The 23112-nt window shown below is 69.0% G+C and carries 15 protein-coding genes; 11 read left to right on the top strand and 4 right to left on the bottom strand.

Going from position 1 to position 23112, the window contains the following annotated elements:
- Positions 1-279: 279 nt before the first annotated feature.
- The gene (locus AB0O34_RS09130) at positions 280-1848 is read left to right on the top strand and encodes a methyltransferase domain-containing protein (RefSeq protein ID WP_363914327.1); all 1569 of its coding nucleotides are present in this window, start codon (positions 280-282) and stop codon (positions 1846-1848) included.
- Positions 1849-1920: 72 nt separating this feature from the next.
- Here AB0O34_RS09130 and AB0O34_RS09125 read toward each other — a convergent pair whose 3' ends face one another.
- Positions 1921-5046: a hypothetical protein gene (locus AB0O34_RS09125; RefSeq protein WP_363914325.1), complete on the bottom strand. Its 3126-nt coding sequence runs from the start codon at positions 5044-5046 to the stop codon at positions 1921-1923.
- Between the two features lie 497 nt (positions 5047-5543).
- Positions 5544-6296 (bottom strand): glucose 1-dehydrogenase, encoded by a 753-nt coding sequence (locus tag AB0O34_RS09120; protein ID WP_363914323.1) that lies wholly within the window; start codon positions 6294-6296, stop codon positions 5544-5546.
- 580 nt (positions 6297-6876) lie between these two features.
- Between AB0O34_RS09120 and AB0O34_RS09115 the strand changes: the two genes are divergently transcribed.
- From AB0O34_RS09115 to AB0O34_RS09090, 6 genes are all read left to right on the top strand, one after another.
- Positions 6877-8277 (top strand): FAD-dependent monooxygenase, encoded by a 1401-nt coding sequence (locus AB0O34_RS09115; protein WP_363914321.1) that lies wholly within the window; start codon positions 6877-6879, stop codon positions 8275-8277.
- 84 nt (positions 8278-8361) lie between these two features.
- On the top strand, positions 8362-11544 hold the full coding sequence (locus AB0O34_RS09110) for an AMP-binding protein (protein WP_363914319.1): 3183 nt from the start codon (positions 8362-8364) through the stop codon (positions 11542-11544).
- Positions 11545-11549: 5 nt separating this feature from the next.
- Positions 11550-13154: a tyrosine 2,3-aminomutase gene (gene cmdF / locus AB0O34_RS09105; protein ID WP_363914317.1), complete on the top strand. Its 1605-nt coding sequence runs from the start codon at positions 11550-11552 to the stop codon at positions 13152-13154.
- Between the two features lie 173 nt (positions 13155-13327).
- Positions 13328-14698 (top strand): condensation domain-containing protein, encoded by a 1371-nt coding sequence (locus AB0O34_RS09100; RefSeq protein WP_363914315.1) that lies wholly within the window; start codon positions 13328-13330, stop codon positions 14696-14698.
- A 61-nt stretch (positions 14699-14759) separates the two neighbouring features.
- Positions 14760-15035, top strand: coding sequence for a phosphopantetheine-binding protein (locus AB0O34_RS09095; RefSeq protein ID WP_363914313.1), 276 nt, complete (start codon positions 14760-14762; stop codon positions 15033-15035).
- An 89-nt stretch (positions 15036-15124) separates the two neighbouring features.
- Positions 15125-16000 (top strand): phytanoyl-CoA dioxygenase family protein, encoded by an 876-nt coding sequence (locus AB0O34_RS09090; protein WP_363914311.1) that lies wholly within the window; start codon positions 15125-15127, stop codon positions 15998-16000.
- A 218-nt stretch (positions 16001-16218) separates the two neighbouring features.
- Here AB0O34_RS09090 and AB0O34_RS09085 read toward each other — a convergent pair whose 3' ends face one another.
- On the bottom strand, positions 16219-17826 hold the full coding sequence (locus AB0O34_RS09085; RefSeq protein ID WP_363914309.1) for a 4-hydroxyphenylacetate 3-hydroxylase N-terminal domain-containing protein: 1608 nt from the start codon (positions 17824-17826) through the stop codon (positions 16219-16221).
- A gap of 413 nt (positions 17827-18239) precedes the next feature.
- Here AB0O34_RS09085 and AB0O34_RS09080 point away from each other — a divergent pair, with 413 nt between their 5' ends.
- The 3 genes from AB0O34_RS09080 (at position 18240) to AB0O34_RS09070 (ending at position 21627) form a co-directional block, all read left to right on the top strand.
- Entirely contained in the window at positions 18240-19421 is a 1182-nt protein-coding gene (locus AB0O34_RS09080; protein ID WP_363914307.1) for an acyl-CoA dehydrogenase family protein, read from the top strand.
- Positions 19422-19485: 64 nt separating this feature from the next.
- Positions 19486-19920 carry an SgcJ/EcaC family oxidoreductase gene (locus tag AB0O34_RS09075; RefSeq protein WP_363914305.1) on the top strand — a complete coding sequence of 145 codons (435 nt, stop codon included), beginning with the start codon at positions 19486-19488 and terminating at the stop codon, positions 19918-19920.
- A 669-nt stretch (positions 19921-20589) separates the two neighbouring features.
- On the top strand, positions 20590-21627 hold the full coding sequence (locus AB0O34_RS09070) for a hypothetical protein (protein ID WP_363914303.1): 1038 nt from the start codon (positions 20590-20592) through the stop codon (positions 21625-21627).
- Between the two features lie 31 nt (positions 21628-21658).
- On the opposite strand, the gene AB0O34_RS09065 is transcribed toward AB0O34_RS09070, so the two are convergent.
- On the bottom strand, positions 21659-22141 hold the full coding sequence (locus tag AB0O34_RS09065; protein WP_363914301.1) for a MarR family winged helix-turn-helix transcriptional regulator: 483 nt from the start codon (positions 22139-22141) through the stop codon (positions 21659-21661).
- A 391-nt stretch (positions 22142-22532) separates the two neighbouring features.
- Between AB0O34_RS09065 and AB0O34_RS09060 the strand changes: the two genes are divergently transcribed.
- Positions 22533-22988 carry a MarR family transcriptional regulator gene (locus AB0O34_RS09060; RefSeq protein ID WP_363914299.1) on the top strand — a complete coding sequence of 152 codons (456 nt, stop codon included), beginning with the start codon at positions 22533-22535 and terminating at the stop codon, positions 22986-22988.
- The last annotated feature ends 124 nt before the right edge of the window (positions 22989-23112 follow it).

Genomic DNA, 23112 nt, shown 5'->3' with positions numbered 1-23112 from the left:
CCATGGTGTTCGCCGCATGGCCCGGCCGCATCTCTATGGTTGCTGTGCTCCCGGTGAGGCGCCGTGACGAGCCCCGGGCGAAATGCCGGTAAGCACGCTCGGAGAAGACGCGGGCGGGCGCCGGTGCGAGGATTTTGTAAAACGGATATCTCGCCGGACGAGCGCGGAGTGAGCCGGGACCGAAGCGGCCGGCCGTCATTGCACCTTGGGCGCGGTCGTCGCACACCGCCTGTCGAGTGCGGACCAAGCCTGTCTTACCTTTCGTGAAAGGACGCGCACATGAGTGTTTCCACCACGCAGCTGACCGTCGCGGATCTGCTGGAAGATTTCACCGACGCCGGGCCCGACGACCTCCACACGGAGTACCAGCGGCTGGTCGGCGCGCTGTGGATCGACGGCGAGCTGACGGACGAGGCGCTGGCGGCGACACCCGCTCTCGTGGCGTACCTGGACCGGGCCGGCGACGACCGCAAGGGCTACGTGATCATCCTGCTCGCCCTGCTCGCCGAGGCCGAGTACCCCGCCGTCGACGGTGAGGTCGCCACGGCGGTGCGGCAGGGCCTCGACCGGTACCTCGAACTGGTGGGCGACGCGGTGAAGGGGCGCCCGCTGACGCTCGCCCTGCTCTACCTCCTGTCGCACTTCCCCGGCGACCGCGACCGCATCCTGGCCGCCGTCGAGCACCTGAACCTGGACCCGGGCGACCAGAGCAGGCTCGACCGCGCCCTGCGCACGCTCGACCTCGACGCCCCCGACCTCGGCGCCCTGTGGCCCTCGCCGTCGGTGTGGCAGATGACCGACGACGAGCGCGCGTTCAACCAGGAGTGGGTCGCGACCCTCACCCCCGCGCAGATCACCACCAACTGGGAGAACGACACCCGGACCCTGCTCGGCTACTCGGGTGCGAAGGCGTACTTCGCGGTGCGGTTCGGCGCCCCCGTGGTGGCCGGCGGAGCGGTCTCGCCCGGCGACGCCGCCGCGCCCGCCGCGGTGCCCCCGGCTCCCGCCGACTCCGGGACCGAGCTGTTCGCCCGCCACGCGGACGCCTTCCGCTGCACGTCCTGCAGCGGCCCGCTCGACTTCGACCACGACATCGTCCGGTGCGACGCCTGCTCGACCCGGTACCCGCTCGCGCGCGGCATCCTCGACCTGTCGGAGGGCGTGAGCGAGTCGGCGGCGGACGTCCCGGACGACGCGACCGCGAACCTGCTGTCGAAGCTGGCGGAGATGCCCAGCCTGGGCGTCTACTACGAGTCCGTGCTGCGGCCGGCGTTCCTGCGGATCGCGGGGGGAAACTGGGGCGGCGCGGTCACCCTCGCGGACGAGGACGCCTACGTGGCCCAGCACATACGCCCGGTGGACGGCCCGGTGCTCGACGTCGCGGCGGGCGCGGGCAGGTGGACGACCGTGGTGGCCGAGACGGTCGGCCAGGACCGGCTGATCGCCCTCGACATGGGCCTGCCGATGCTGACGGTGCTGCGCGGCAAGCTGCCCGAGGTGCCCGCGGTCCGTGGCAGCGCGCTCGACATCCCGTTCGGCGACGCCACCATGGGCGCGGTGAACTGCTGGAACGCCCTGCACGCCTTCCCCGACGACGCCGCCAAGGCCATCGCCGAGGTGGGCCGGGTCCTGCGGCCGGGCGGCACCTTCACGCTGATGACCTTCCTGTTCGACTCCGACCCGATCGCCCGGTACTTCCAGGCCTCGCACTACTTCCCCAGCCGTGTCGAGGGGATGCTGCTCTTCGAGCTGGACGAGGTCACGCGGTGGCTGGCCGACGCGGGGATGACCGTGCAGGACGCCTCCGGACCCGGCAGCTTCGCCTTCATCACGGCCGTGCGGAACTGAACCAGCACAGCCGTACGGCACTGAACCGGCACGCTCCGGGGCGCTCGGCGTGCGCCCCGGAGCGTGGTCATGTCAGTTGCTGATGAGGTCGAACGACTCCCAGGGGCCGATGGCGGTGCGGTTGGCGATGAGCGGCTGGGCGCCGCCGCCGTCGGCGCAGACGTAATTGCCGTTTACCTGCGCTTTGAGACTGACCGTGCCGTCGGGGTTGTTGATCAGCTGGAAGGTCTCCCACGAGCCGGCCGTGGGGCGGTTGGCGATCAGCGCGCCGGCGCCGGCGTTCTCGGCGCTCACGAACTGGCCGTTGCCCCTGGCCTTGAGCGCGATGTTGCCGCCGCCGAGGTCCACGCGCTCGAACTGCTCGGCGGTTCCCACGCTGGTCTTGCTCGCGATCAGCGGAGAGCCGGTGGGCGCCGTGACGTACTGGTTGTTGGCCTTGGACCGCAGGCTGACCGTCGGGGTCCCGGACGTCCCGGTGAGGACGCGCAGGGCGTCCACCATGCCGACGGCGGTGGCCTTGTTGACGATCTTGATGGTGTGCTGGCCGCTGGAGAGCCCCGACTTGCTGAAGACCACCTGCTGGGCCTGCCTGGCGCCGGCGACGTAGAGGTTCACGTTGGTCTGCAGGGCGTTGTCGAGGTAGACGTCCACGTTGCCCATGTCACCGTTGCGCTCCGAGAGGTACTCGATGCCGGTCCCGGTGAAGGTGTACTGGGCCGTCGCCCCCACCGTGTTGGTGTGGTGGGTGTCGTCGTTGTAGTCGCCGTAGCCCCTCGCGGTCGTGTGGTACCAGTTGGCGTCGTAGGTCAGCTCGGTGTCGTTCACCAGCGCGTTACCCGTGGCCCCGATGCCGAGGGCCGAGGCGGTGCCGCTCAGCGTCTTGGCGCTCTGGTTGGCGGCGCCGGTGAGCCTGACCGAGGAGTACGAGCTGAGCGGCTTGGCCGTGCGCTCCACGACGTAGACCGTGTTCGCCGCGGTGGCGAAGGTGATCTCGGCGCTGGAGGCGGTGGTCAGGATGGCGTTGTCCGAGGTACGGCGCACGCGCACCTGCTGGGTGCCCCAGGGATTGACCACCGTGGCCTGCTTGCCGTACAGGCTCTTGAGCCCGACGTACTTGACCTCGCCCGCCTCGCGCTCGGAGCTGACGAGGAAGCCGTCCTTGGCGAGGAGCGTGAACTTCCCGACGAAGGAGGAGTCGCCCGGCACCGCCGGGAACACCCGGATCTTGTCGTTGTAGCTCTGCATGAGCGACTCGTTGAGCGCCGACAGGTGCACGCCGAGGTACTCGAAGACGCCGTTGGTGTTGTTGGTCATGCCGTTGGGGTAGTTCTGGTACTTCTGCAGCATCGTCTTCATGCCCTGGTACGCCTGGTCGCCGAGGCCGAGCCGGGCCGCCTGCACCGCGTCGTTGGACCACACGTTGCCGTAGGGGAAGGGCCGCTGGTTCCATGTGTTGACCGCGGTCTGGTAGTCGGGGTAGCCGATGCCCGTGATGTTGTAGGGCCAGATCAGCTCGGCCGAGACGTTCTCGTTGTTCCTGGTCTGCGAGATCGGCGGCTGGTGCGGCTGGTAGGCGCCGTTGGCGACCTGGTAGGGCACCAGGTGGTCCAGCACGTTCTGCCAGCCGGCGCGCAGGCCGCTGTCCAGTCCGAGCTGCTGACTGGCCTGGATGGTCAGCGGGAAGATGCTCCGCACGGCGGCGAGGTCGGTGATGGCGTTGCGGACGTTCCAGTACGTCTCGTGGGAGTTGGAGTTGGCCATGTAGTAGGTGTTGCTCGCACTGTCGTACGACAGCATGGCCGAGTAGAACTTCGCCGTCTCACGCATGTAGGGGTAGGCGACGTCGCGCAGGTAGTTGGCGTCGTTGGTGTACCGGTAGCGCAGGTACATGTTGTACGCGGCCTCGTAGCCGGTCGACAGGATGTTCTTGGTGTAGTCGCTGCCGACGGTGCCGCGCGCGTTGCCGTCCCAGCCCATCGTCTCCGGCACCCACAGCCCGTCCACGCCGTACCTGGTCTGCGTGTACGCCTTCAGCGCGCTGTAGTTGCGGCTGTAGAGCTTGTTGAAGCCGTCCATCAGGTCGGTGTGGTTGGAGGCCAGGAACGAGTTGTAGACGTCCCGCTGGTTCCAGTACCAGTAGGCGTTGCTCCACTTGGTCTGGTCCTGGGTGGCGCGGAACACCCCGTTGATGAAGTGCAGCGGGTAGTTCCCGTAGCCCCCGGCCGCGATCATGTAGGTGCTCAGGTAGTAGACGTTCTCCATGTAGTCCGCGTCGCGGGAGCCGTTGGAGTACTGGACGAACGACTTGTTCCAGAACGAGTGCCACCAGTTGCGGTAGTTGGTGTACGTGGTGGCGTACCCGGTGCTCTTGACCGAGGAGAGCTGGTTGCGGGCCTGGGCCACCGAGTCGCGGTTGGGCGCGTTGATCCGGCTGGAGGCGGTGATCCAGATCGTGTAGCTGGAGGTAGGCGTGATGTTCAGCCGTACCTTCCTGCCGTCGACGACCTGGGTGGTGAAGCCGGCGCCCTCGACGGTGGCGGCCAGGGTGTAGCCGAACCCGTTGGCGTCGGTCTGCCCTCTGCTCAGCCCGGCGCTCGCGGAGTCGGCATAGGTGGAGATCGTCTTCCAGGTGTTCAGGTCGGGTACGTCGCCGCTGTTGGTGACGGTGGCCGGATCCCACATGCTCAGGTCCATGGCCACGCTCGACACCCCGCCGCGGGTGTCGTCGACGTGGATGCCCATGACCTCGGAGTTGGGCGACCCGAGGATGGTGACGGTCCGGTTGGAGTCGTACTTGGTGGTCAGGGTCCCGTCGTACAGCGACAGCCGCTGCTGGTAGTTCGTGTACCCGGTGTCCATCCCGGGGTTGGAGTACAGGTTCACGAGACCGGCGGCGAACGCGGACTGCTGTGACAGGTCGACGCCCGACACCTGCATCGTCAGCCCGTTCTGGTTCCACACCATGGCGCCCGTGCGGCCGTTGCCGACGGTCAGGCCGTAGTTCGGATTGGTGTTGGGCCGGTTGTACACGACGTCGTGCTTCGACAGGTATCCCGCGTAGTCGACGTTGAGCGCCCCGGCGGCCTGGTCGAACGCGGCGTCGGTGGTCGAGGCCAGGGTCGGCGGGGCCGCGCCGACGGCCAGCAGGCCTACGGCGAGCGTCAACGGAGGCAGGCTACGTAACAGCCTCTTCAGCATGGTCTTCCTCTCCCGCGGCGGGCCGCCCTCGCCTTCACTGCGGCCGTCGCCGCACGGAGCAGTGCCGAGGGGGTGTTGGATGGCGCAGACCCGATACGGAACGGCGATGTCTCCCGCCGGGACGCCGCACAGTTCCGTTTCCAGGCTGTCAGGCGCAGTTAACATTGGATGTCTTCCAACGTCAATACCTAACAGACAGGCTGTTGGATCAACAAAATCCCCCATGATGGCCCAAAATCATGCAGCTGGGAGGACAATAGCCTGCTACCAGCCGCGATCGCCGTCTGAGCCCTCGCGATACCTCCGATGTATCGGGGCTCAGGGTGGGGAAGACGCCATGTTCAAGGCGTAATGGCCGCGGCGCGCATCAGCGGCCGGGCGTGCTCAGGAGAGGCTGAGCCGGCGGCGATGGGCAGGGCGGGCCGGAGAGGCCCATCCTGCCCATCGCGGCAATGCGTTCGTACGGGGGAGCTTCTGGAAGTACTGCCCGAAGCGGGTCAGAGGGCGACGGAGGTGGTCAGGCCGCCGTCGACGGCGATCTCCTGGCCGGTGATGTACGACGAGCGGGAGGAGAGCAGGAAGGCGGCGGCGTCGGCCACGTCGTCGGCGCTGCCCAGCCGGCCCAGCGCCACCTGGCTGCGGCACTGCTCCTGCGCCTCTTCGGTGCTGGAGATGGCGGTGAACATGTCGGTGACGATGTAGCCGGGGCTGACGGCGTTGACCCTGATGCCCCGGGTGCCGAGGTCCGGCGCGAGGGTGCGGGTCAGGTTGATCACGGCGGCCTTGGTGGCGGCGTAGATCGAGGTGAAGGCCAGCCCGCGGTGGGCGAGCCAGGACCCGTTGATGACGATGGAGGAGCCCTCCTCCAGCAGTGGCACCGCCTTCTGGATGGTGAAGTACACACCCTTGAAGTTGATGCCGTTGATGTGGTCGAAGTCGGCCTCGGTGGCCTGCGCGCTCATCCCGAACAGGGCGATCCCCGCGTTGGCGAAGACGCCGTTCAGGCGCCCGAAGCGCTGCTCGATCTCGGCCATGAGCCGGTCGAGGTCCTCGGTGGCGGAGACGTCGGCGACCACGGTCAGCACGCGGTCTCCGGCGTCGAGGTCCTTGGCCGCCGCATCGAGGCGGTCCTTGTCGCGTCCGGCGAGGACGACGTTGGCTCCGTCGGCCACGAGCCGTCGTGCGGTGGCCAGGCCCATGCCGCTGCCACCACCGGTGATCAGTACGGTCTTACCCTCAAACTCGGTCATGCGGTCAGCGTCACATTCGCCGCCGCGCGATCACATCTCCTGAATTGCGCTCTTGTTCCGGGCTCCCGCGATATCTCTTCCCGCGCCCGTGAAGGCGTCCAGTAAAGCATTCCGAAAGATGCGGCACGGAGTGGCAGGACGTGACGATGTAGCGGTGCTGATCGGCGGATCGACTGTTTCTCGCTGAACAGGTGAAGGAAGGAGCCTTTCGTGTCTCTTGACCGTGGCTAGCGTCGTCGCCGGCGAACCGTGATGAGCCGGAAGGGTACGACGGCGGCCGTCATCACCCCCTCCGACCTGCGGATCGGCCTGGATCCTTCGTGACCACGGTGAGATGTGAAGACCATGCGACCCCGTCCGCGGTCGTCGTCCCATGTACCGGCCGACCGGGGCCGCATACGATCCCGGCGCCTTGCCGGAATATTTCCGGCCGGCACGCTCCGCCGCCAGAGCAGATACCGACCAAGGCCGGCGTGAAATCCATACGACGCTGGTGGTCATCAGGAAAAGAACCGGCACCGGTTACCGACCACCGCCTAGACGATGCCTGAAGAATACGGAATTTCGAGGAGATGACACGATGGGCAACGACGCCAATACCCGCGCGGTGGTGCTCGGTGGAAGCCTTGCCGGACTGTTCGCGGCCAGAGTGCTCGCCGATGCCTACGACGAAGTGGTCATCGTCGACCGCGACGAGCTGATCGACGTGGCGGGACCGCGACGCGGCTGCCCGCAGGGAAAGCACATCAACGGCCTGATGACCCGCGGCCAGATGGCCATGGAAGAGATGTACCCGGGGATCACCACCGAGATCTTCGAGGACGGCACCCCCCAGGGCGACCTGGCCGGCACCGTCCGCTGGTACGCCCTCGGCAAGCACCTCAGGCAGCAGCCCGCCGGCATGATCTGCGTCGCCGCCAGCCGGCCGATGCTGGAGAAGCACGTCCGCCGGAGGACGCAGGCCCTCGGCAACGTGATCTTCCTGGAGCGGCACGACATCCTCGGCCTGGTCGCCACGCCGGAGCGCAGCAAGATCACCGGTGTCCGCGTGCAGAACCTCGACGGTGAGGGCGCCGAGGATGTGCTCGACGCCGACCTCGTCGTCGACGCCACCGGCCGCGGCTCCCGCACCCCCATCTGGCTGGAGGACCTCGGCTACCAGCGGGTCGTGGAGGACCGCAAGAAGATCGGTCTCGGCTACGGCACCCAGCACTACCGGCTGCGCACCGACCCCTACGATGGCGACCTGTCGATCAACACCATCGCGCACCCCAAGCTGCCGCGCGGCGCGATCTTCACCAAGACGGACGGCGGCCGCGTCGAGCTCACGGTCTACGGCATCCTCGGTGACCACCCGCCGACCGACCAGCAGGGCTACTACGACTTCGTCAAGTCGCTCGGCATCCCCGAGATCTACGAGGCCGTCATCGCCGCCGAGCCGCTCGACGAGCCGACCGCGTTCCGCTTCCCGACCACCCTGCGGCGCCGGTACGAGGACATGGACCGCTTCCCCGACGGCCTGCTGGTGGTCGGCGACGCCGTCACCTGCTTCAACCCGATCTACGCCGGTGGGATGACGGTGGCGGCGATGTCGGCTCTCGTCATGCGCGGCCACCTGCACAGCGGCGCCGCCCCGCAGCCGCTCCAGTACTTCCGCGACCTCGCGCGCGACGTCATCGACCCGCCGTGGGAGGTCACCCACGCCGTCGACCTCGGCTTCCCCGGCGTCGAGGGCGAGCGCACCTTCGCGGTCCGCATGCGGCAGGTGATGACCAACCTCATCTACCGGGCGGGCGCCCGCGACAGCAGGGTCACCGCGGCCTACTTCCGCGTCGCCGGCCAGGTGGACCGGCCCGAGACGCTGATGAAGCCGAAGTTCCTCCTGCGCGTGCTGCTGGCGGCGGCGGGCCTGACCAAGGTCCGGGAGGCGAAGGGCCACTGGACCTGGACCGGGGAGAAGGCGAAGGTCCCCTCCCTCTGAAGGTCGTCTCAGCCCGCCGAACCTCGAAGGGAAACCTGAGTGACTGAGGCATCTCGTACCCGTGGGTCCCACGCTCGGCGGGCCGTGACATCGCGCGCGCAGGACCGCGCGTGGTTCCTGGACAGGCTGGTCCCCGGTTCGCCGGCGCACAACCTGTCCAGGGCCTACCTGGTGACCGGCGAGCTGGACATCGAGGCCCTGGGCGCCGCCTGGCGCGAGGTGACCCGCCGGCACGAGATCCTCAGGACCACTCTGGTCGAGGCGGGCGGACGGCCCGTCCAGGAGATCGCCGCCGTGGGCGAGGCCGCCGTCTCGTTCACCGATCTCGGCACGCTCGCCCAGCAGGCCGAGCGGTGGTGCGCCGAGCAGGCGGCCACGCCGTTCGACCTGGCGAGGGGGCCGCTCGCCTGGCTGGCCGTCGCGCGGCCGGCCCCCTCGCGGGATCGGCGGGGCGACCGGCCGCACGCCGTGGTGCTCGTGTGCCACCAGGCGGTGGCCGACGAGCGGTCGATGTCGATCCTGGTCAACCAGATCTCCGCCTGCTACGCCGCGGTCGTGGCCGGCCGCCCGGCCGGAGACGCGCTGCCGGACCCGCCGCGCCAGTACGCGGACTATGCCGGCCTTGAGCGCGACCGCCTGTCCAGTCCGGAGTTCCGCCTCCTGCTGGACCGGGCGACGCGGGCGCTGTCACCTTCCCCGGCGCCACCCGCGCTGCCGGTGGACCGGGCACGGCCGCCGGGCCCGTCGTCCCACGGCCGGGTCGTGCGCTTCGACTGGGGCGAGGAGCTGGGCGGTGCCCTCGCCAAGCTGTGCCGGCAGGAGGGGACCACGCCGATGGTCGCCCTGCTCGCGGCGTTCCAGTGCCTGCTGGGCAGGTACGGCCGCGAGGAGCGGCCGGTGGTCGTGGTACCGGCGACGACGCGCCCCGGGCCCGGGTTCGACGACGTCGCCGGGTCCTTCGCCAACCTGCTGGTGCTGCGCGCCGACCTGTCGGGACGCCCGGCGTTCCGCGAGCTGCTCGGCAGGACGGCGCGGGCGGCGGAGGAGGCCTTCGAGCACCGGGAACTGCCCTTCGACGAGCTGGTGCGGGCGCTCAACGTGGACCGTGACCCCTACCGGGTTCCCCTGGGCGACGTCATGTTCGTGTTCGAGGAGTCACCCGAGCGCGGCCTGAGGCTGCCCGGGACGACGGTCCGGTGCCTGGGAGGCGGCGGCTCGGCCAGGACCGATCTCACCCTCACGATCGAGCGGGCCGGTCCCTCCGTGACCGGGTCGCTGGAGTACCGCGACAGCCTGTTCGACGCCGAGTCGGCACGGCTGATCGCCGGGCAGCTCCACACCCTGCTTGCCGCCGCGCTGCGGGAACCCGGGCTGCCGGTCGACGCCCTCCCCCTGGATGGACCGGACCGCATCCGGGCCGCGCTGCGCGAGGCGGACCTGATCGAGGCCGCCGCCCCCGCGGACCGGCCGGTCCAAGAGCTGGTGCACCTGCGCGCCCGTACGGACCCGGACGCCCTAGCGGTGGTGTGGGACGGGAACGGCGTTTCCTACCGGGAGATCGAGGAGCGGGCGGCGGCCGTCACCGGCGCGCTGGCGGCGCTCGGCGGCGTCGAGGGGCTGCCGGTGGCGGTGCGGATGTCCCAGGGACCACGCCAGGTCGCGACGCTCCTCGGAGTGCTCGACGCCGGGGCGCACCTGGTCTGCCTCGGCACCGGGGACGCCGGTGAGCGGGGCAAGGCCGTGCTCGACGACATCCGGCCGGCCGCGCTGGTGCTGGACGGGGAGCCGGACGGCGACGAGCTGGCCCGGTGGTACCGCGACGAGCTGGACGGCCGGATCCTGGACCTCGCTCTTCTCGGCACCGGCCGCCCGGCGCCCGCCGGCCCTGTGCCGTCCTCCGGTGGTACTGCCGGGCGGGCCTACGTCGCCTACACCTCCGGCTCGACCGGCAGGCCCAAGGGCATCGCGCAGTCTCATGGCAGTTTCGCGCAGTTCGTCACATGGTTCGCCGGGGAGTTCGGCATCGGCCCCGGCTCCCGCGTGGCCCAGTGGGCGGCGCCGGCGTACGACGCGAGCCTGGTGGAGATATTCTCGGCGCTCGTCGCGGGCGCGACGCTGTACCCGGTGCCCGAGCGCACGCGGGCGAACCCCGAGAAGATGGCCGCCTGGCTCGCGGACGAGCGGATCACGGTCTTCCAGACGGTGCCCAGCTTCGCGCGTCAGCTCCTCGGCGTGATCACCGCCGGTGGCGCGGCGCACGGGCTGGAGGCGCTCGGCCATCTCCTGCTGGCGGGAGAGCCGCTGGCCGGAGAGCTCGCCAACGGGCTGCGCGCGTCCCTGCCCGCGCTGCGGCTGGTCAACCTGTACGGCCCCACCGAGTCGATCCTGGCGACCTGGTACGAGGTCACCGGCCCGGTGTACGGCGTGGTGCCGATCGGCGGGCCGATCCCCGGGCGGCAGATCCTGGTGCTGGACGAGCACGACCGGCCCTGCCCGGCCGGGGTCGCCGGGCAGATCGTCATCCGCGGCCCGCACATCACGCCGGGGTACGTCGGCGCGGCGTCGGGGGAGCGGTCCGCCTTCCTGCCCCTGAACGGCTTCGACGACGGGCGCAGGTCCTACCGGACCGGCGACCTCGGCCGGCGGCGGTGGGACGGCTCCCTGGAGTTCGGCGGGCGCAAGGACTTCCAGGTCAAGTTCAACGGCGCGCGCATGGAGCTGACCGACATCGAGGCGGCGCTGGCCGCGCACGAGTCGGTGGCCGAGTGCGCCGTCGTCGCGATGGCCGACGCGGACGGGCTGGTCAGACGCCTGGTGGGCTACGTCGTCCCCCGTACGCCTGACGCCGCCGCGAACTCCTGGCGTGCCGCCCTGCGCCAGAGGTTCGGCAAGTCCATGCCGCCGGTGTCGTTCAAAACCCTGGACCGTCTTCCGCGCAACGTCGGCGGCAAGGTGGACCGGGCAGCGCTGCCGGCCCCCGCCACCGCCCGCACGCCCGCGCCGCCACGGACCCCCGTGGAAACCGACCTCGCCGCGATCTGGTCGGAGCTGCTCGGCACCGAGCGGGCGGACGCGGACGTCACCTTCTTCGCGGCGGGCGGGCATTCCCTGCTCGTCCCCGTGTTGCTTGATCGGATTCACGGGCGCTTCGGCGTGGCGGTTCCGATCGCGCGTTTCTACGCCGATCCGACACCGGCCGGCCTCTCCGCTCTTCTTGAGCCGCAAGCCGTAACGACAGAAGCAATTACCCAAACCATGATGGGGTGAGAAACGTGACTCTGGTCGAAACCGAGATCTCCGTTGATTTCGATGGCGAGAGCCTGGAAATCGCCGATGTCCGGAAGGTCGCAGAGGACTGGGCGACGTGCACCGTGGCCCCGGCGGCTCTGGCCAGGGCCGCCACCAGCCGGGCGATGTTCGAGGACACCGTGCGCCAGAACATCCCGGTCTACGGTGTGACGACGGGTTACGGCGAGATGATCTACATGCTCGTCGACACCTCCAAGGAGGTCGAGCTCCAGACCAACCTGGTGCGCAGCCACAGCGCCGGCGTCGGCCCGCTGTTCGCCGAGGACGAGTCCAGGGCGATCCTCGCCGCCCGGTTAAACGCTCTCGCCAGGGGCTACTCCGCGGTCCGGCCCGAACTGCTGGAACGCCTCGCGCTGTACCTCAACCTGGGGATCTCCCCGGCCATCCCGGAGATCGGCTCGCTGGGCGCCAGCGGCGACCTCGCGACGCTGGCCCACGTCGCCACCACGCTCATCGGCGAGGGGTACGTCCTGCGCGACGGCAAGCGGGTGGAGACCGGCGCGGTCCTGCGGGAGCACGGCATCGAGCCGCTGCAGCTCCGCTTCAAAGAGGGCCTGTCGCTCATCAACGGCACCTCCGGCATGACCGGTGTCGGGTCCCTGGTCGTGGACCGGGCCCTCAGCCAGGTGCGGCAGGCCGAGATCGTCACGGCGCTCGTGGTCGAGACCCTGCGCGGCTCGACCAGCCCGTTCCTGTCCCAGGGGCACGACATCGCCCGCCCGCACCAGGGCCAGATGGACACCGCGGCGAACATGCGGGCGCTCATACGGGGGAGCGGGCTCACGCTGGAGCATGCCGAGCTCCGGCGGCAGGCGGCCGAGCAGAAGTCGGGCGACGGCGTGCACCGTACCGAGGTGTACATCCAGAAGGCGTACACGCTGCGCGCCATCCCGCAGGTGGTCGGCGCGGTCAGGGACACCCTGTACCACGCCGCGGAGAAACTCAGGATCGAGCTGAACTCCTCCAACGACAACCCGCTGTTCTTCGCCGGGGAGGAGATCTTCCACGGCGCCAACTTCCACGGCCAGCCGATCGCGTTCGCGATGGACTACGTCACCATCGCGCTCACCCAGCTCGGGGTGTTCTCCGAGCGCCGCACCAACCGCCTGCTGAACCGTCACCTCAGCGACGGGCTCCCCGAGTTCCTGGTGGCGGGGGACCCCGGCCTGAACAGCGGCTTCGCCGGAGCGCAGTACCCGGCGACGGCCCTGGTCGCCGAGAACCGGACCATCGGCCCGGCCAGCACCCAGAGCGTCCCGTCCAACGGCGACAACCAGGACGTCGTCAGCATGGGCCTCATCGCGGCCCGCAACGCCCGCAGGGTGCTGTCGAACAACAACCGCATCCTCGCCGTGGAGTTCCTCGCCGCGGCGCAGGCGGTGGACGTGTCCGGCCGGTACGACCAGCTCAGCCCGGTCGGCAAGGCCACCTACGAGCTCGTCCGGTCGCTGGTGCCGACCCTGGACCACGACCGGTACATGTCCGACGACCTCGAGGTCATAGCCGCCGCGGTGTCCCGCGGGGAGTTCCTCCAGGCGCCCGTGAGCGCAAACGTCGAACTGCGCTGATCCGCGGCGTCACTCGGCATTTCAGAAGAACCGCAATCCGGCTCGGGGTTTGTACAGTCGATATGGCTGGACGAGATACCCCGAGCCGGCCGATTCCCCCGGGAATTGACTTTACGCACCGAGCCCGGCGGTGCCGATCTCGCACGAGGACCTGAAGGAGGACGTGGCGCATCATGACCATTTCTGAGGCACCGCACACACCGAGCGACGTGGCGGAGCGAATTCCGCTCTCCTTCAACCAGCAATTCCTCTTCAATTTCGACAGGGGCGAGGACGAGGGACCGTTCGGCCCCAAGTACAACATCGTGTGCGGCTGGCGCGTCAGCGGGAGGATCGAGGCCGGCATCCTGCAGGACGCCCTGGACGACGTCGTGGCCCGCCACGAGGCGCTCCGCACGCTGATCGTCAGGGACGATGACGACAGGTACCAGAAGGTCGTCCCGCCCTCTTCTCCCATCCTGGTCACGCACGACTTCACCGACGTCGCCCCCGACGGGCGCGAGCTGCGCGCGGAGGAGCTGCTCGTCGAGATCGAGACCGGCGACTACGGCGTCCGGGAGCTGCCCCTCCTGCAGGCGGTGCTCGGCCGGTTCGCCGACGACGACTCGATCCTCGTGCTGATCGCCCACCACACGGCCGCCGACGAGTGGTCCATGCGCCTGATCATGCGCGACCTCGCCGGCTTCTACGCGGCCCGCACGGGGCACGCGGTGGAGCTTCCCGAAGTTTCCCAGTACCAGGAGTTCGCCCGCTGGCAGACGAGCGAGGCCGGCGCCGCCGCGAACACGAAGCGCGAGTACTGGCGGGAAAAGCTGGCGGGCGGGAGCATCCTCGCCACCCCCACCGACCACCTGCGGTCGGCCGGGCTTCCGAAGACGACGGCGTGGCACCGCTTCTGGCTGCCCGCCGAGCTGACGGCCAAGGTCCTCGAGATCTCCAAGAGCACGCGCAGCTCGCCCTTCATGGTGCTGCTCGCCGTCTACGCCACGCTGCTCCGCAAGACGACGGGGACCACCGACATCGTGGTCCCGACGTTCACCTCCGGTCGCGCCCAGATGCGGTTCCACGACACGGTCGGATCCTTCTTCAACTTCGTCCCCCTGCGGGTCGACCTCGCGGGGTGCGGCACCTTCCGGGAGGCCGTCGAGCGCACCCGGGCCACCTGCATCGAGGCCTGGAGCAACGACATCCCCTTCGCCGAGGTCATGGGGGTCGCGCCCGAGCTCATGCTTCCCTCGTTCGCCGACGACCACGCCGTGTGCGCCTTCCAGGTCTTCCGCTCCCCGCTCGCCACCTCCGAGTCGGCCGGGGACCTCACCTACTCCGAGATCCACCGGCGGCTGCTGTCGCAGGCCGTGGGCGGCGACATCCCGGACGGCGCGATGTGGCACCTGGAGATCGACTCCACCGGCGACATCGTCGGCACCCTCGGCTTCAACAGCAACCTCTTCGACGAGAGCACGATCATCGACATGGCGTCGGAGTTCCACCGGGTGCTGGAGAGCACGGTGACCGCCCCGGACGTGCCCGTGCGATGGACCTGACCAACCGCGACACACCGTTGAACGACCGAGAAGGCTTGCCAGGCAAGCGAGAGGACAGCGAATGAGTACAGAGCAGAGCGGGGAGCTCAGCGTCGCCACGATCGAGGCGAAGGTCGAGGCCATCTGGAGGGACGTCCTCCAGGTGCCGGCCGGCCACGAGGACGAGACGTTCTTCGAGCTGAACGGCGAGTCGATCTCGGCGAACCGGCTCGCCTCGCGGGTCGAGGGCGAGCTCGGCATCTGGGTCGAGGTCGGCGACATCTTCGAGGAGGACCCGGACCTCGCGGGCTTCATCCGCACCGTCGTCGCGAAGGCCGGCAACCCGTCGAGGGCGTGACCGCGCCGCACGGGACATCCGTGACGGCCGTGCGGGAGCCTGGCCGCCGCACGGCCGTACGAACAACTCTGTGAGGAAAGGTGGTCCCGATGGCGGGCCTGATCCGGGTGCAGCCCGATGCCGACCTCGGTGAGGTCGTTGAGATCCTGGAGCGCGACGGAGGCGTGATCGTCGAGAACTTCGTCGACGACGCCACGCTGGCCGCGCTGTGGGACGACTTCCAGCCGGCCCTCGACGCCTGCGCCTACGGTGAGGACTGGTACAACGGCAAGCGGACCCGGCGGGTGTCGTCGCTGTTCGCCCGCACGACCCATCTGACGCCCGTAGTGACGCAGCGCCTCTACCTCGGGGCCGCACGCGAGATCATGCAGAAGCCGGTGCCCATGTGGATCGGCAAGTCGCGGGTGGAGATGACCCCGACCATCCAGATCAGCGGCACCCAGCTGATCCAGATCCACTCGGGCCAGGGCAAACAGCCCCTGCACCGGGACGACGCGCTGCACCTGCGCCGCCACCCCGGCCCGACGAGCCGGGTGCAGTTGATGGTCGCCATGAGCGAGTTCACCGCGGAGAACGGCGGCACGCTGGTCATCCCGGGCAGCCATCACTGGGACGACGAGCGCGCCCCCGAGGCCTCGGAGGCGTTCCCGACCGAGATGCCCGCCGGATCGGGCCTGATCTGGCTCGGCGGCGTCTACCACGGCGGCGGGCGCAACACCACCGACAACCCGCGCACCGGCATGACCCTCGCGCTGGACCTCGGCAACCTCCGCCAGGAGGAGAACCAGTACCTTGCGGTGCCGAAGGAGGCGGTGCTGGCCTACCCGGAGGAGGTGCGGCGGCTCCTCGGCTACGACCGCTGCCCGCCGGGCCTCGGCTGGTACGAGATGGAGGACCCGTACTCGGTCCTTGCGGCCGGCGGCGACCTGATCCCGGCCGCGGCGGCTCCGGTGGCCACGGCGTAACCGGCGAGCGTTCCAAGCGGCGGAGGTGACCACCTCCGCCGTTTCGCGTTCCCTGACCTGGATCTTCCCCGGCCTCGCCGGTTCGCGGACCTCGCCGTTCCCGCGGGCCGTACGCGACCGGGCCGTACGCGACCGGGCCGGGCTGGGACGCGCGGGGGAACACGACGAGACCACCGATGCGCGGCGCATCGGTGGTCCCGGTCTGTGGTGGGTCGTGCTCAGCCGTTCAGCGTGCCGTTGCCGATGCGGCGCAGGTGGTCGAACGAGGAGAGGTCCGGGACGGTCCAGCCGTCGAGGTCGTACTCGGAGAGGCACTGGTCGACGAAGGCCTTGTACTGGTCGACCTGGCCGTTGGTGAGCTGCGCGCCCAGGATCTCGACTCGCGTGTTCTCGTGGTTGCCGGCGTAGTTGCGCTCGTAGAGCTCGTGGCGCCCGCCGAACTCGGTGCCCACGGCGTCCCAGAGCAGCTTCATGACCTTGATCCGCTCGACGGCGTCGCTGCCGTCCGAACCCCGGATGTACTTGTCCAGGTAGGGGCGGATGTCGGGGTTCTTGAAGTCCTCCGCGCTCGAGTTGATGTAGATCAGTCCGCTGGCGATGTCCTGCTGGATGATCTCCTTGACGCGCGGGTAGCCGATCTGCATGAACCACCGGTAGGCCAGCCCGTACGCGGGGTTGGGCAGCAGCGCGCCGTCCTTCCACTCCACCGGGTTGCGCGCCGCCGCGTCGGAGAACGCCCAGAACAGGTTGCGCCAGGCCAGCACCTCACCGATGCGGGTCTGCACGCCGCGGAAGTCCTTGGACCCGGTCATCTCCGTCGCCTTGATGAGCAGGCCGGCGATGAACTCCAGCTTGACCGCCATGCGGGTGCAGCCGTGGAAGGTGAAGCGCTCGAAGAAGCCCGAGCGGCCGGTGAACAGCAGGGCCTTGCCCAGGTGGCCGTAGACGAAGACGTTCTCCCAGGGGATGAGCACCTTGTCCAGCACCAGGATGGTGTCGTTCTCGTCCATCCGCGAGGAGAGCGGGTAGTCGAACGGGCTTCCCATCACCGTGGAGGTGGTGGTGTAGGACGGCCGGCAGATCAGCTTCATGCCCTTGGCGTCCATGGGGATCGTGGCCACCAGCGCGAACCGCTTGTCCTTGATGGGCAGGCCGTAGTGGGCGATGAAGTTGTAGTGGGTGAGCGCCGAGCCGGTCGCCACGACCTTCGCGCCGCTGACGATGAGCCCCGCGTCGGTCTCCTTCTCCACGTGGACGAAGACGTCCGCGACCTCGTCCGGCGGCCGGTTGCGGTCGACAGGCGGGTGCACGATGGCGTGGTTCCAGAACAGGACCTTCTCCTGCGACTCTTTGTACCAGCGCCGCGCGTTGTCGGAGAAGGGCTCGTAGAAGTCGGCGTTCGCGCCCAGCGTGCCGAGGAACGAGGCCTTGTAGTCGGGGCTGCGCCCCATCCAGCCGTAGCTCATGCGGGACCACTCGGCGATGGCCTGCTGGTCGCCGACGAGGTCCTCGACGCTGTGCGGCGTGGTGAAGAACCTGTGGGTGTACCCGTCGCTGCCGGTGTCGGTCGGCTTGGTGAGGATGTCGCGCTTCGCCGGGTCGTGCAACGCGTCGTACAGCCGCGCGGTCATGCGGATGGGATTGTGGAAGGCAGGATGCGAGGTGACGTCCTTGACGCGCTCGCCGTACAGGTAGATCTCACGGTCGTCGCGCAGACTCTCGATGTACTCGTCACCGGTCAGCGGACGCGTCTTCGGCCGCGATTCGGCCGTGCCTGCGGCGGGGGCCTGGTCGGCGGCTGCCGGACTGCTTTCCTGGTCTAGCACCTCAACTCCTCGATGAATCGGTAGCTGTCGAGCGTGGCTGTCAATGGGACGCGCTCGAAGAAAGTCCGCGATCGCACGCGCGCGCCGGCAGGAAAGGGGTCGGGTAAACGGCCGGAGCCGGAGTGTTGTCGACGACACGTCCCGCTCGCCGACGTTGATGGACGGGCACACCGCAAGCCTGTTGCGGACCTTAATCCTCACACCGGGGATTTCCGTGGGCATCTCTCACGTTGCGGTCTGTCCCCGGCCCGGCGGTGGCCCCGCAATCCAGAAGATGCGCGAGCCGGGCGGGAATGCGAACTTCGAATGGTGAGCATCGGCGGACGGCCATCCGGCCACGTTTGGGTTCCGGCCATCCGGCGCGCATCTTGCCGGCGCCGCACATTCTCGTCGGATTCTTTTAGGAGGATATGGTGCTGACGACCGATGTTCCGACGCGGGAACAGCTTGCTCGTCGTGCGTCCGAACTGGTGCCCGTTCTGCGCAAGAACGCGGCCTGGGCGGAGGAGAACCGGCGCATTCACGAGGAGTCCATCGAGGCCCTCGCCGACGCCGGCGTCTTCAAGCTGAGGGTGCCCATCCGCTACGGCGGCTACGAGTCCGACACCCGCACGCTGGTCGACGTGGCGTCGGAGCTCGGCAGGGCCGATGGGTCCACCTCGTGGGTGGCGTCGGTGTACTGGATCCCGACGTGGATGGCGTGTTTGTTCCCCGACCAGGTCCAGGACGAGGTGTTCTCGACCCCTGACGTGCGGGTGTGCGGGACGCTGAGCCCGACCGCGATGGCCGCGCCGGTCGAGGGCGGCATCGTCGTCAACGGCAAGTGGGGCTTCATCAGCGGCGCCCTGCACAGCCACTGGCAGGTCGTCGTCGCGATCCTGGTAGGAGGGGAGGGCGAGCCCGCGCCGATCATGGCGCTGGTCCCGATCTCCGACCTGCAGATCGCCGACGACTGGTACACGGCGGGCCTGAAGGGCACCGGCAGCGTCAGCACGATCGCGCAGGACGTCTTCATCCCGTCCGAGCGTGTGCTGCACCTCGGCGCGGTGCTGCAGGGCCAGTCGGCCTCGCAGGCCAACGCCGAGCGGCCGATCTACCGGACCCCGCTGCTCCCGGTCGCCTCGGCCTCCTCGGTCGGGACCGTGGTCGGCATGGCCAAGGGCGCCAAGGAGACGTTCCTGGAGCGGCTTCCCGAGCGCAAGATCACCTACACCGGCTACGGCAGCCAGAGCGAGGCCCCGCTGACCCACCTGCAGGTGGCGGACGCGTCGATGAAGATCGACGAGGCCGAGTTCCACGCCCACCGCCTGACGTCCCTGGTCGACACCAAGGGCGTCGAGGGCGCGGCGTGGACGCTGGAGGAGCGAGCCAGGGCACGCGCCGACATGGGCGCGGTGTGCAGGCTGGCGAAGGAGGCCGTGGACATCTTCAACACGGCCAGCGGCGGAGGGTCGATCTACAGCCACGTGCCGATCCAGCGCATCGCCCGTGACATCCAGGCGGTCAACCTGCACGCCCTGATGCACCCCAACACCAACGCCGAGCTGTACGGCCGGATCCTGTGCGGTCTCGAGCCCAACACGCTCTACATCTGATCGGCGGGCGGACGCCCGTTCGCCATCTTCTATCAGCATCGCCTCTCACGGAGAAGGGTTGACCATGGCCACATCCAATTCCTCAGCGACCATCGACGCCGGCGTCACCGAGGCGGACAAGGCCGCCGTGGTCTCGGTCCCCGGGCGCATCGTCGCCGCGTGGGCGCACCAGGACGCCAAGGCCTTCGCCGACGTCTTCACGCCGGACGGGACCATGATCCTTCCCGGCTTCTACCGCAAGGGCGCCGACCAGATCGAGGCCTTCATGGCAGGCGCCTTCCAGGGCCCGTACAAGGGCACCCAGGTAACCGGGCAGCCCATCGACGTGCGGTTCCTCAGCGACGACTCCGCCCTGGTGATCACCGTCGGCGGCGTGATCGGCGCCGGCGAGACCGAGCTCTCCGACGAGAGCGCCATCCGGGCCACATGGGTCGTCGCCCGGCACGAGGGCGAGTGGAAGCTCGCCGCCTACCAGAACAGCCCCCGCGGCGCCGCCTGACAGGTGGCCGGGAGCCTGATCCCGGCGAGGTGACCGTGCCGGGTGAAGCCCGGCCGGGGCCGAAGAGCCTTCGCGGGCACTGTGACATCCCACGGCCTGGCGATCGCACCGGAATGCCCGTCTTAACCGGGACCCGGCGCGCTCGCCAGGCCGCTGGCATTCCCTGATGATTTCCGAAAGTCGCGAGGGTCGTGGTGTATTCCCCCTTTCTGGGGTCTTGTCGCACACTGGGGTTCCCCTTTATCGTTTAATGCGAGGCTTTAGTGTGAGCGGATTCCCATACCGGAGGGCAGGGGTTGCGACAGCCGGCGGGCGCCGATTCCACGTGTATTGTGGAAGCACTGTCGAACACCCATTGAAGAATCGAGCGTGAACATTACTCCGGCAATGGCGCGAGGTGCGGTCCGGGTCGCTGACCCGGTGTCTCTTCTTCCATGTTGCTGGATCACTCCTTTCATGTTGACGCGTCCTTCACGAGGCGTGTTCTACTGGTGCTGTGTCAGCACCTCTGTATGATCCGCGACACTAATCGGGGTGCTGGATGCCGGGGAGGCCCGGCTCGCGGCCTGGCTAATGGCAAGACCCTTCCGGCGGCGGCAGTCGGCCGCTAGCCGAGGGCCTTCACGAGAGGACCCTCGGTAGTCCGGGATCCGTCGCGAGGAGTGACTGATGGCGCCCACACCTGACATCTCAGCGATTTCGGCGTCGCGGTCGCCGGTACATCTGGAAGAGATCGCCGAATGCCTCGGCGGAGAGGTCTACCTGGCGTACGCGCACCGGCGGGAGTCCGGGGTCGTGACCGTGTCGGCGGGCTTCTCGCCGGAGGTCGCGCGCGGCAGGGCCCGGGTCCGGGCCTCGGCTCTGGACGCCCTGCACCTGCTCCCGGACGGCGGCGCGCGGCGCGGCGCCGTCCGCGACGGCAGGGAGTTGTGCCTTTCGGACTTCATGCCGGAGCCCCCGCCGGATCACCACGCGCGCGTGAGCGGCATCGGCCTGCTGAGCCAGGAGCGGTACGACCTGCCGGCCGAGGTCGTGTGGATGGGCGACCGGGACTGCCGGGTCGAGCCCACCGCGGTCGGCGTGCTGGAGGACCAGGCCCCGGACGGCGTGTCCGGCGCGATCGCCGACCTGCTGGCCCACGACATGGTCACGCGCTGGTGGACGAGCCCGCGGATGCCGCTCTTGCGGGTGTCCCAGCATCTCGACCTGCTGATCCCTCCCGGGGCGGCCGACGCGATACCGGCCCTCGGGCTGCGGATGTCGGCGTTCGTGCTTCCCGGTCCCGACTTCCAGATCGCGGTCGTCGGGGTCAGCGGTGAGGGCACCACGATCGCCACGGCCGCCGCCCGGTCGGTGAGGGAGGCGGTCAGCGAGGCGTTCCTGCGCGCGCTGGCCGCGCGGGCGCAGCCGTGGAACACGCTGTCGACCGGGGACTCCCTGCGCCGTCTGACGGTGTGGCATCGCGAGGTCGACTACCTCGCCTACCTGGAATGGTCCGCCCTGGACGCCGATCCGTCGGCGATCGACCGGCCCGAGGTGTGGGACGGTGCGCCCGGCTGGGCCGACATCGCCGCCCGCCGGTTCGGGCACGAGCCGATCCTGGTCGGGCTCGGCGCGTTCGACGACCCTGTGAAGGTGGTCTGCCCGGGCGCCGCCTGCTACCGGACGGTGCCGCCCGGCACGACGCTTCCCTGCCCGGTGCCGTAGAGGCGCCGGCGGTCCGCGACCGCGCCGGCCTCTAAGGGGTGCCGGCGCTTCCGGGCTCCGCCGGGCCGCGCTCGTGCATCAGGCGCCAGAGGAACTTGTTGAACAGCTCGCGCTCGTCAGGGGTGAACGGTGCCAGGAACGTGTCGAGGGCGTTGAGCATGGCCGGTCCGAGCTTGTGCCGGAGCAGGGCCTGGCCCTCGTTGGTCAGCCCGATCGCGTACTTGCGCCGGTCGTCGGGATTGCGGGCCCGCTGCACCAGGCCGAGCCGTTCGAGCCCGTCGACGACGCTGACCATGGTGGTCCTGTCGATGCCGTGAGTGCGGGCGAGCTGCTGCTGTGACTGCGGCCCCATCGAGTCGATGGCCGTGAGCACGATGAAATCCTTCGACCGCAGCCCGAAGGGCTCTACCGCCGCCTCAAGGATCTCGTTGAAGAGATCGTTGGCCTTGCCCAGCAGAAGGCTGGTGGAGGTGGACAGGAAGCCCGGCAAGGGTACGTCGGAATCACCGCTCACATAAGTGCCTTCCGTAGTCACCTGTCCCGTAACGCGCGGCATGTCCCTATCAAGCATGCCTATATATGCCACGAGTGTCACACGCTGGAATGGGCAGCGCAACAACTGCTTACAAATCATCAGCTCTACTGATTGACAGGAATACTGATGATCTGCGAAGCTGATTATTGCGTAGGGGGCGAAGGATGGCCTCGGCTGGGGTGCACGGGCACTCATCGTGGAGGAGGAGCCCATGTCCGCAGGACGAGTCGGCCCTAACACCGGGACGACGTGGGATGAGGTCACTGAGCTCTGGGAGGAGGTCCGTGAGATCGTGTCGACGTGGGCCGACTCGCAGGTGGCTGATGATCGGGATGTCTGATCGCCGATCCGTCGAGGAGAGGTTGGGGCTATGGGCGGAAACGGGCGCGAGCCCGCGCCGACCGCACGACTCTTGGCAGAGTCCACCGGCTGGCTGCTCAACGACGCGGCGCGTGAGGTCACGCTCAGGATCGAAGAGGCGCTGAAGGGCGACGATCTTCGCTGGCGCGACTACGGAGTGCTGGTCGTGCTCGAAGCGGCAGGGCCGCTGTCGCAGCAGGAGATCGGGCGGCGGCTCGCCGTCGACCGGTCGACGATGGTGCACATCATCGACGTCCTGGAGCAGCGCGGGCTGGTCCTGCGCAGCCGCGACCGCACCGACCGGCGCGCCTACTCGATCGAGCTGACCGATCCGGGTCGCGCGCTGCTGGTGGAGGTGCTCCACCCGCTGACGGCGGAGGTCCACAGCAGCGTGACCGGCAAGCTCACCGACGAGGATCGCGCGCATCTCAACCGGATCCTCGCCCAGCTGGCCGGCGGCACCTGACCTCGGCCAGCTATGTGAGGGTTTACGAACCATCTAATCTCTGATAGTTTCTAATCATACATATCCATGGAGCCGGGCAAGGGTCGAGGACCCCGTGGTCCCCCCTGGGTGAGGTACATGGCCA

It is taken from the genome of Sphaerisporangium sp. NPDC088356 (genome assembly GCF_040685555.1).
Taxonomy (GTDB): Bacteria; Actinomycetota; Actinomycetes; order Streptosporangiales; family Streptosporangiaceae; genus Sphaerisporangium.
Note: the sequence above shows the minus strand (reverse complement) of the source record. Positions and strands in the feature narration are given on the sequence as shown.

Coding starts and splice junctions, on each gene's coding strand:
- AB0O34_RS09130 (WP_363914327.1), top strand. CDS start 280: ATGAGTGTTTCCACCACGCAGCTGACCGTCGCGGATCTGCTGGAAGAT.
- AB0O34_RS09120 (WP_363914323.1), bottom strand. CDS start 6,296: ATGACCGAGTTTGAGGGTAAGACCGTACTGATCACCGGTGGTGGCAGC.
- AB0O34_RS09060 (WP_363914299.1), top strand. CDS start 22,533: ATGGGCGGAAACGGGCGCGAGCCCGCGCCGACCGCACGACTCTTGGCA.
- AB0O34_RS09125 (WP_363914325.1), bottom strand. CDS start 5,046: ATGCTGAAGAGGCTGTTACGTAGCCTGCCTCCGTTGACGCTCGCCGTA.
- AB0O34_RS09095 (WP_363914313.1), top strand. CDS start 14,760: ATGAGTACAGAGCAGAGCGGGGAGCTCAGCGTCGCCACGATCGAGGCG.
- AB0O34_RS09070 (WP_363914303.1), top strand. CDS start 20,590: ATGGCGCCCACACCTGACATCTCAGCGATTTCGGCGTCGCGGTCGCCG.
- AB0O34_RS09100 (WP_363914315.1), top strand. CDS start 13,328: ATGACCATTTCTGAGGCACCGCACACACCGAGCGACGTGGCGGAGCGA.
- AB0O34_RS09075 (WP_363914305.1), top strand. CDS start 19,486: ATGGCCACATCCAATTCCTCAGCGACCATCGACGCCGGCGTCACCGAG.
- AB0O34_RS09115 (WP_363914321.1), top strand. CDS start 6,877: ATGGGCAACGACGCCAATACCCGCGCGGTGGTGCTCGGTGGAAGCCTT.
- AB0O34_RS09090 (WP_363914311.1), top strand. CDS start 15,125: ATGGCGGGCCTGATCCGGGTGCAGCCCGATGCCGACCTCGGTGAGGTC.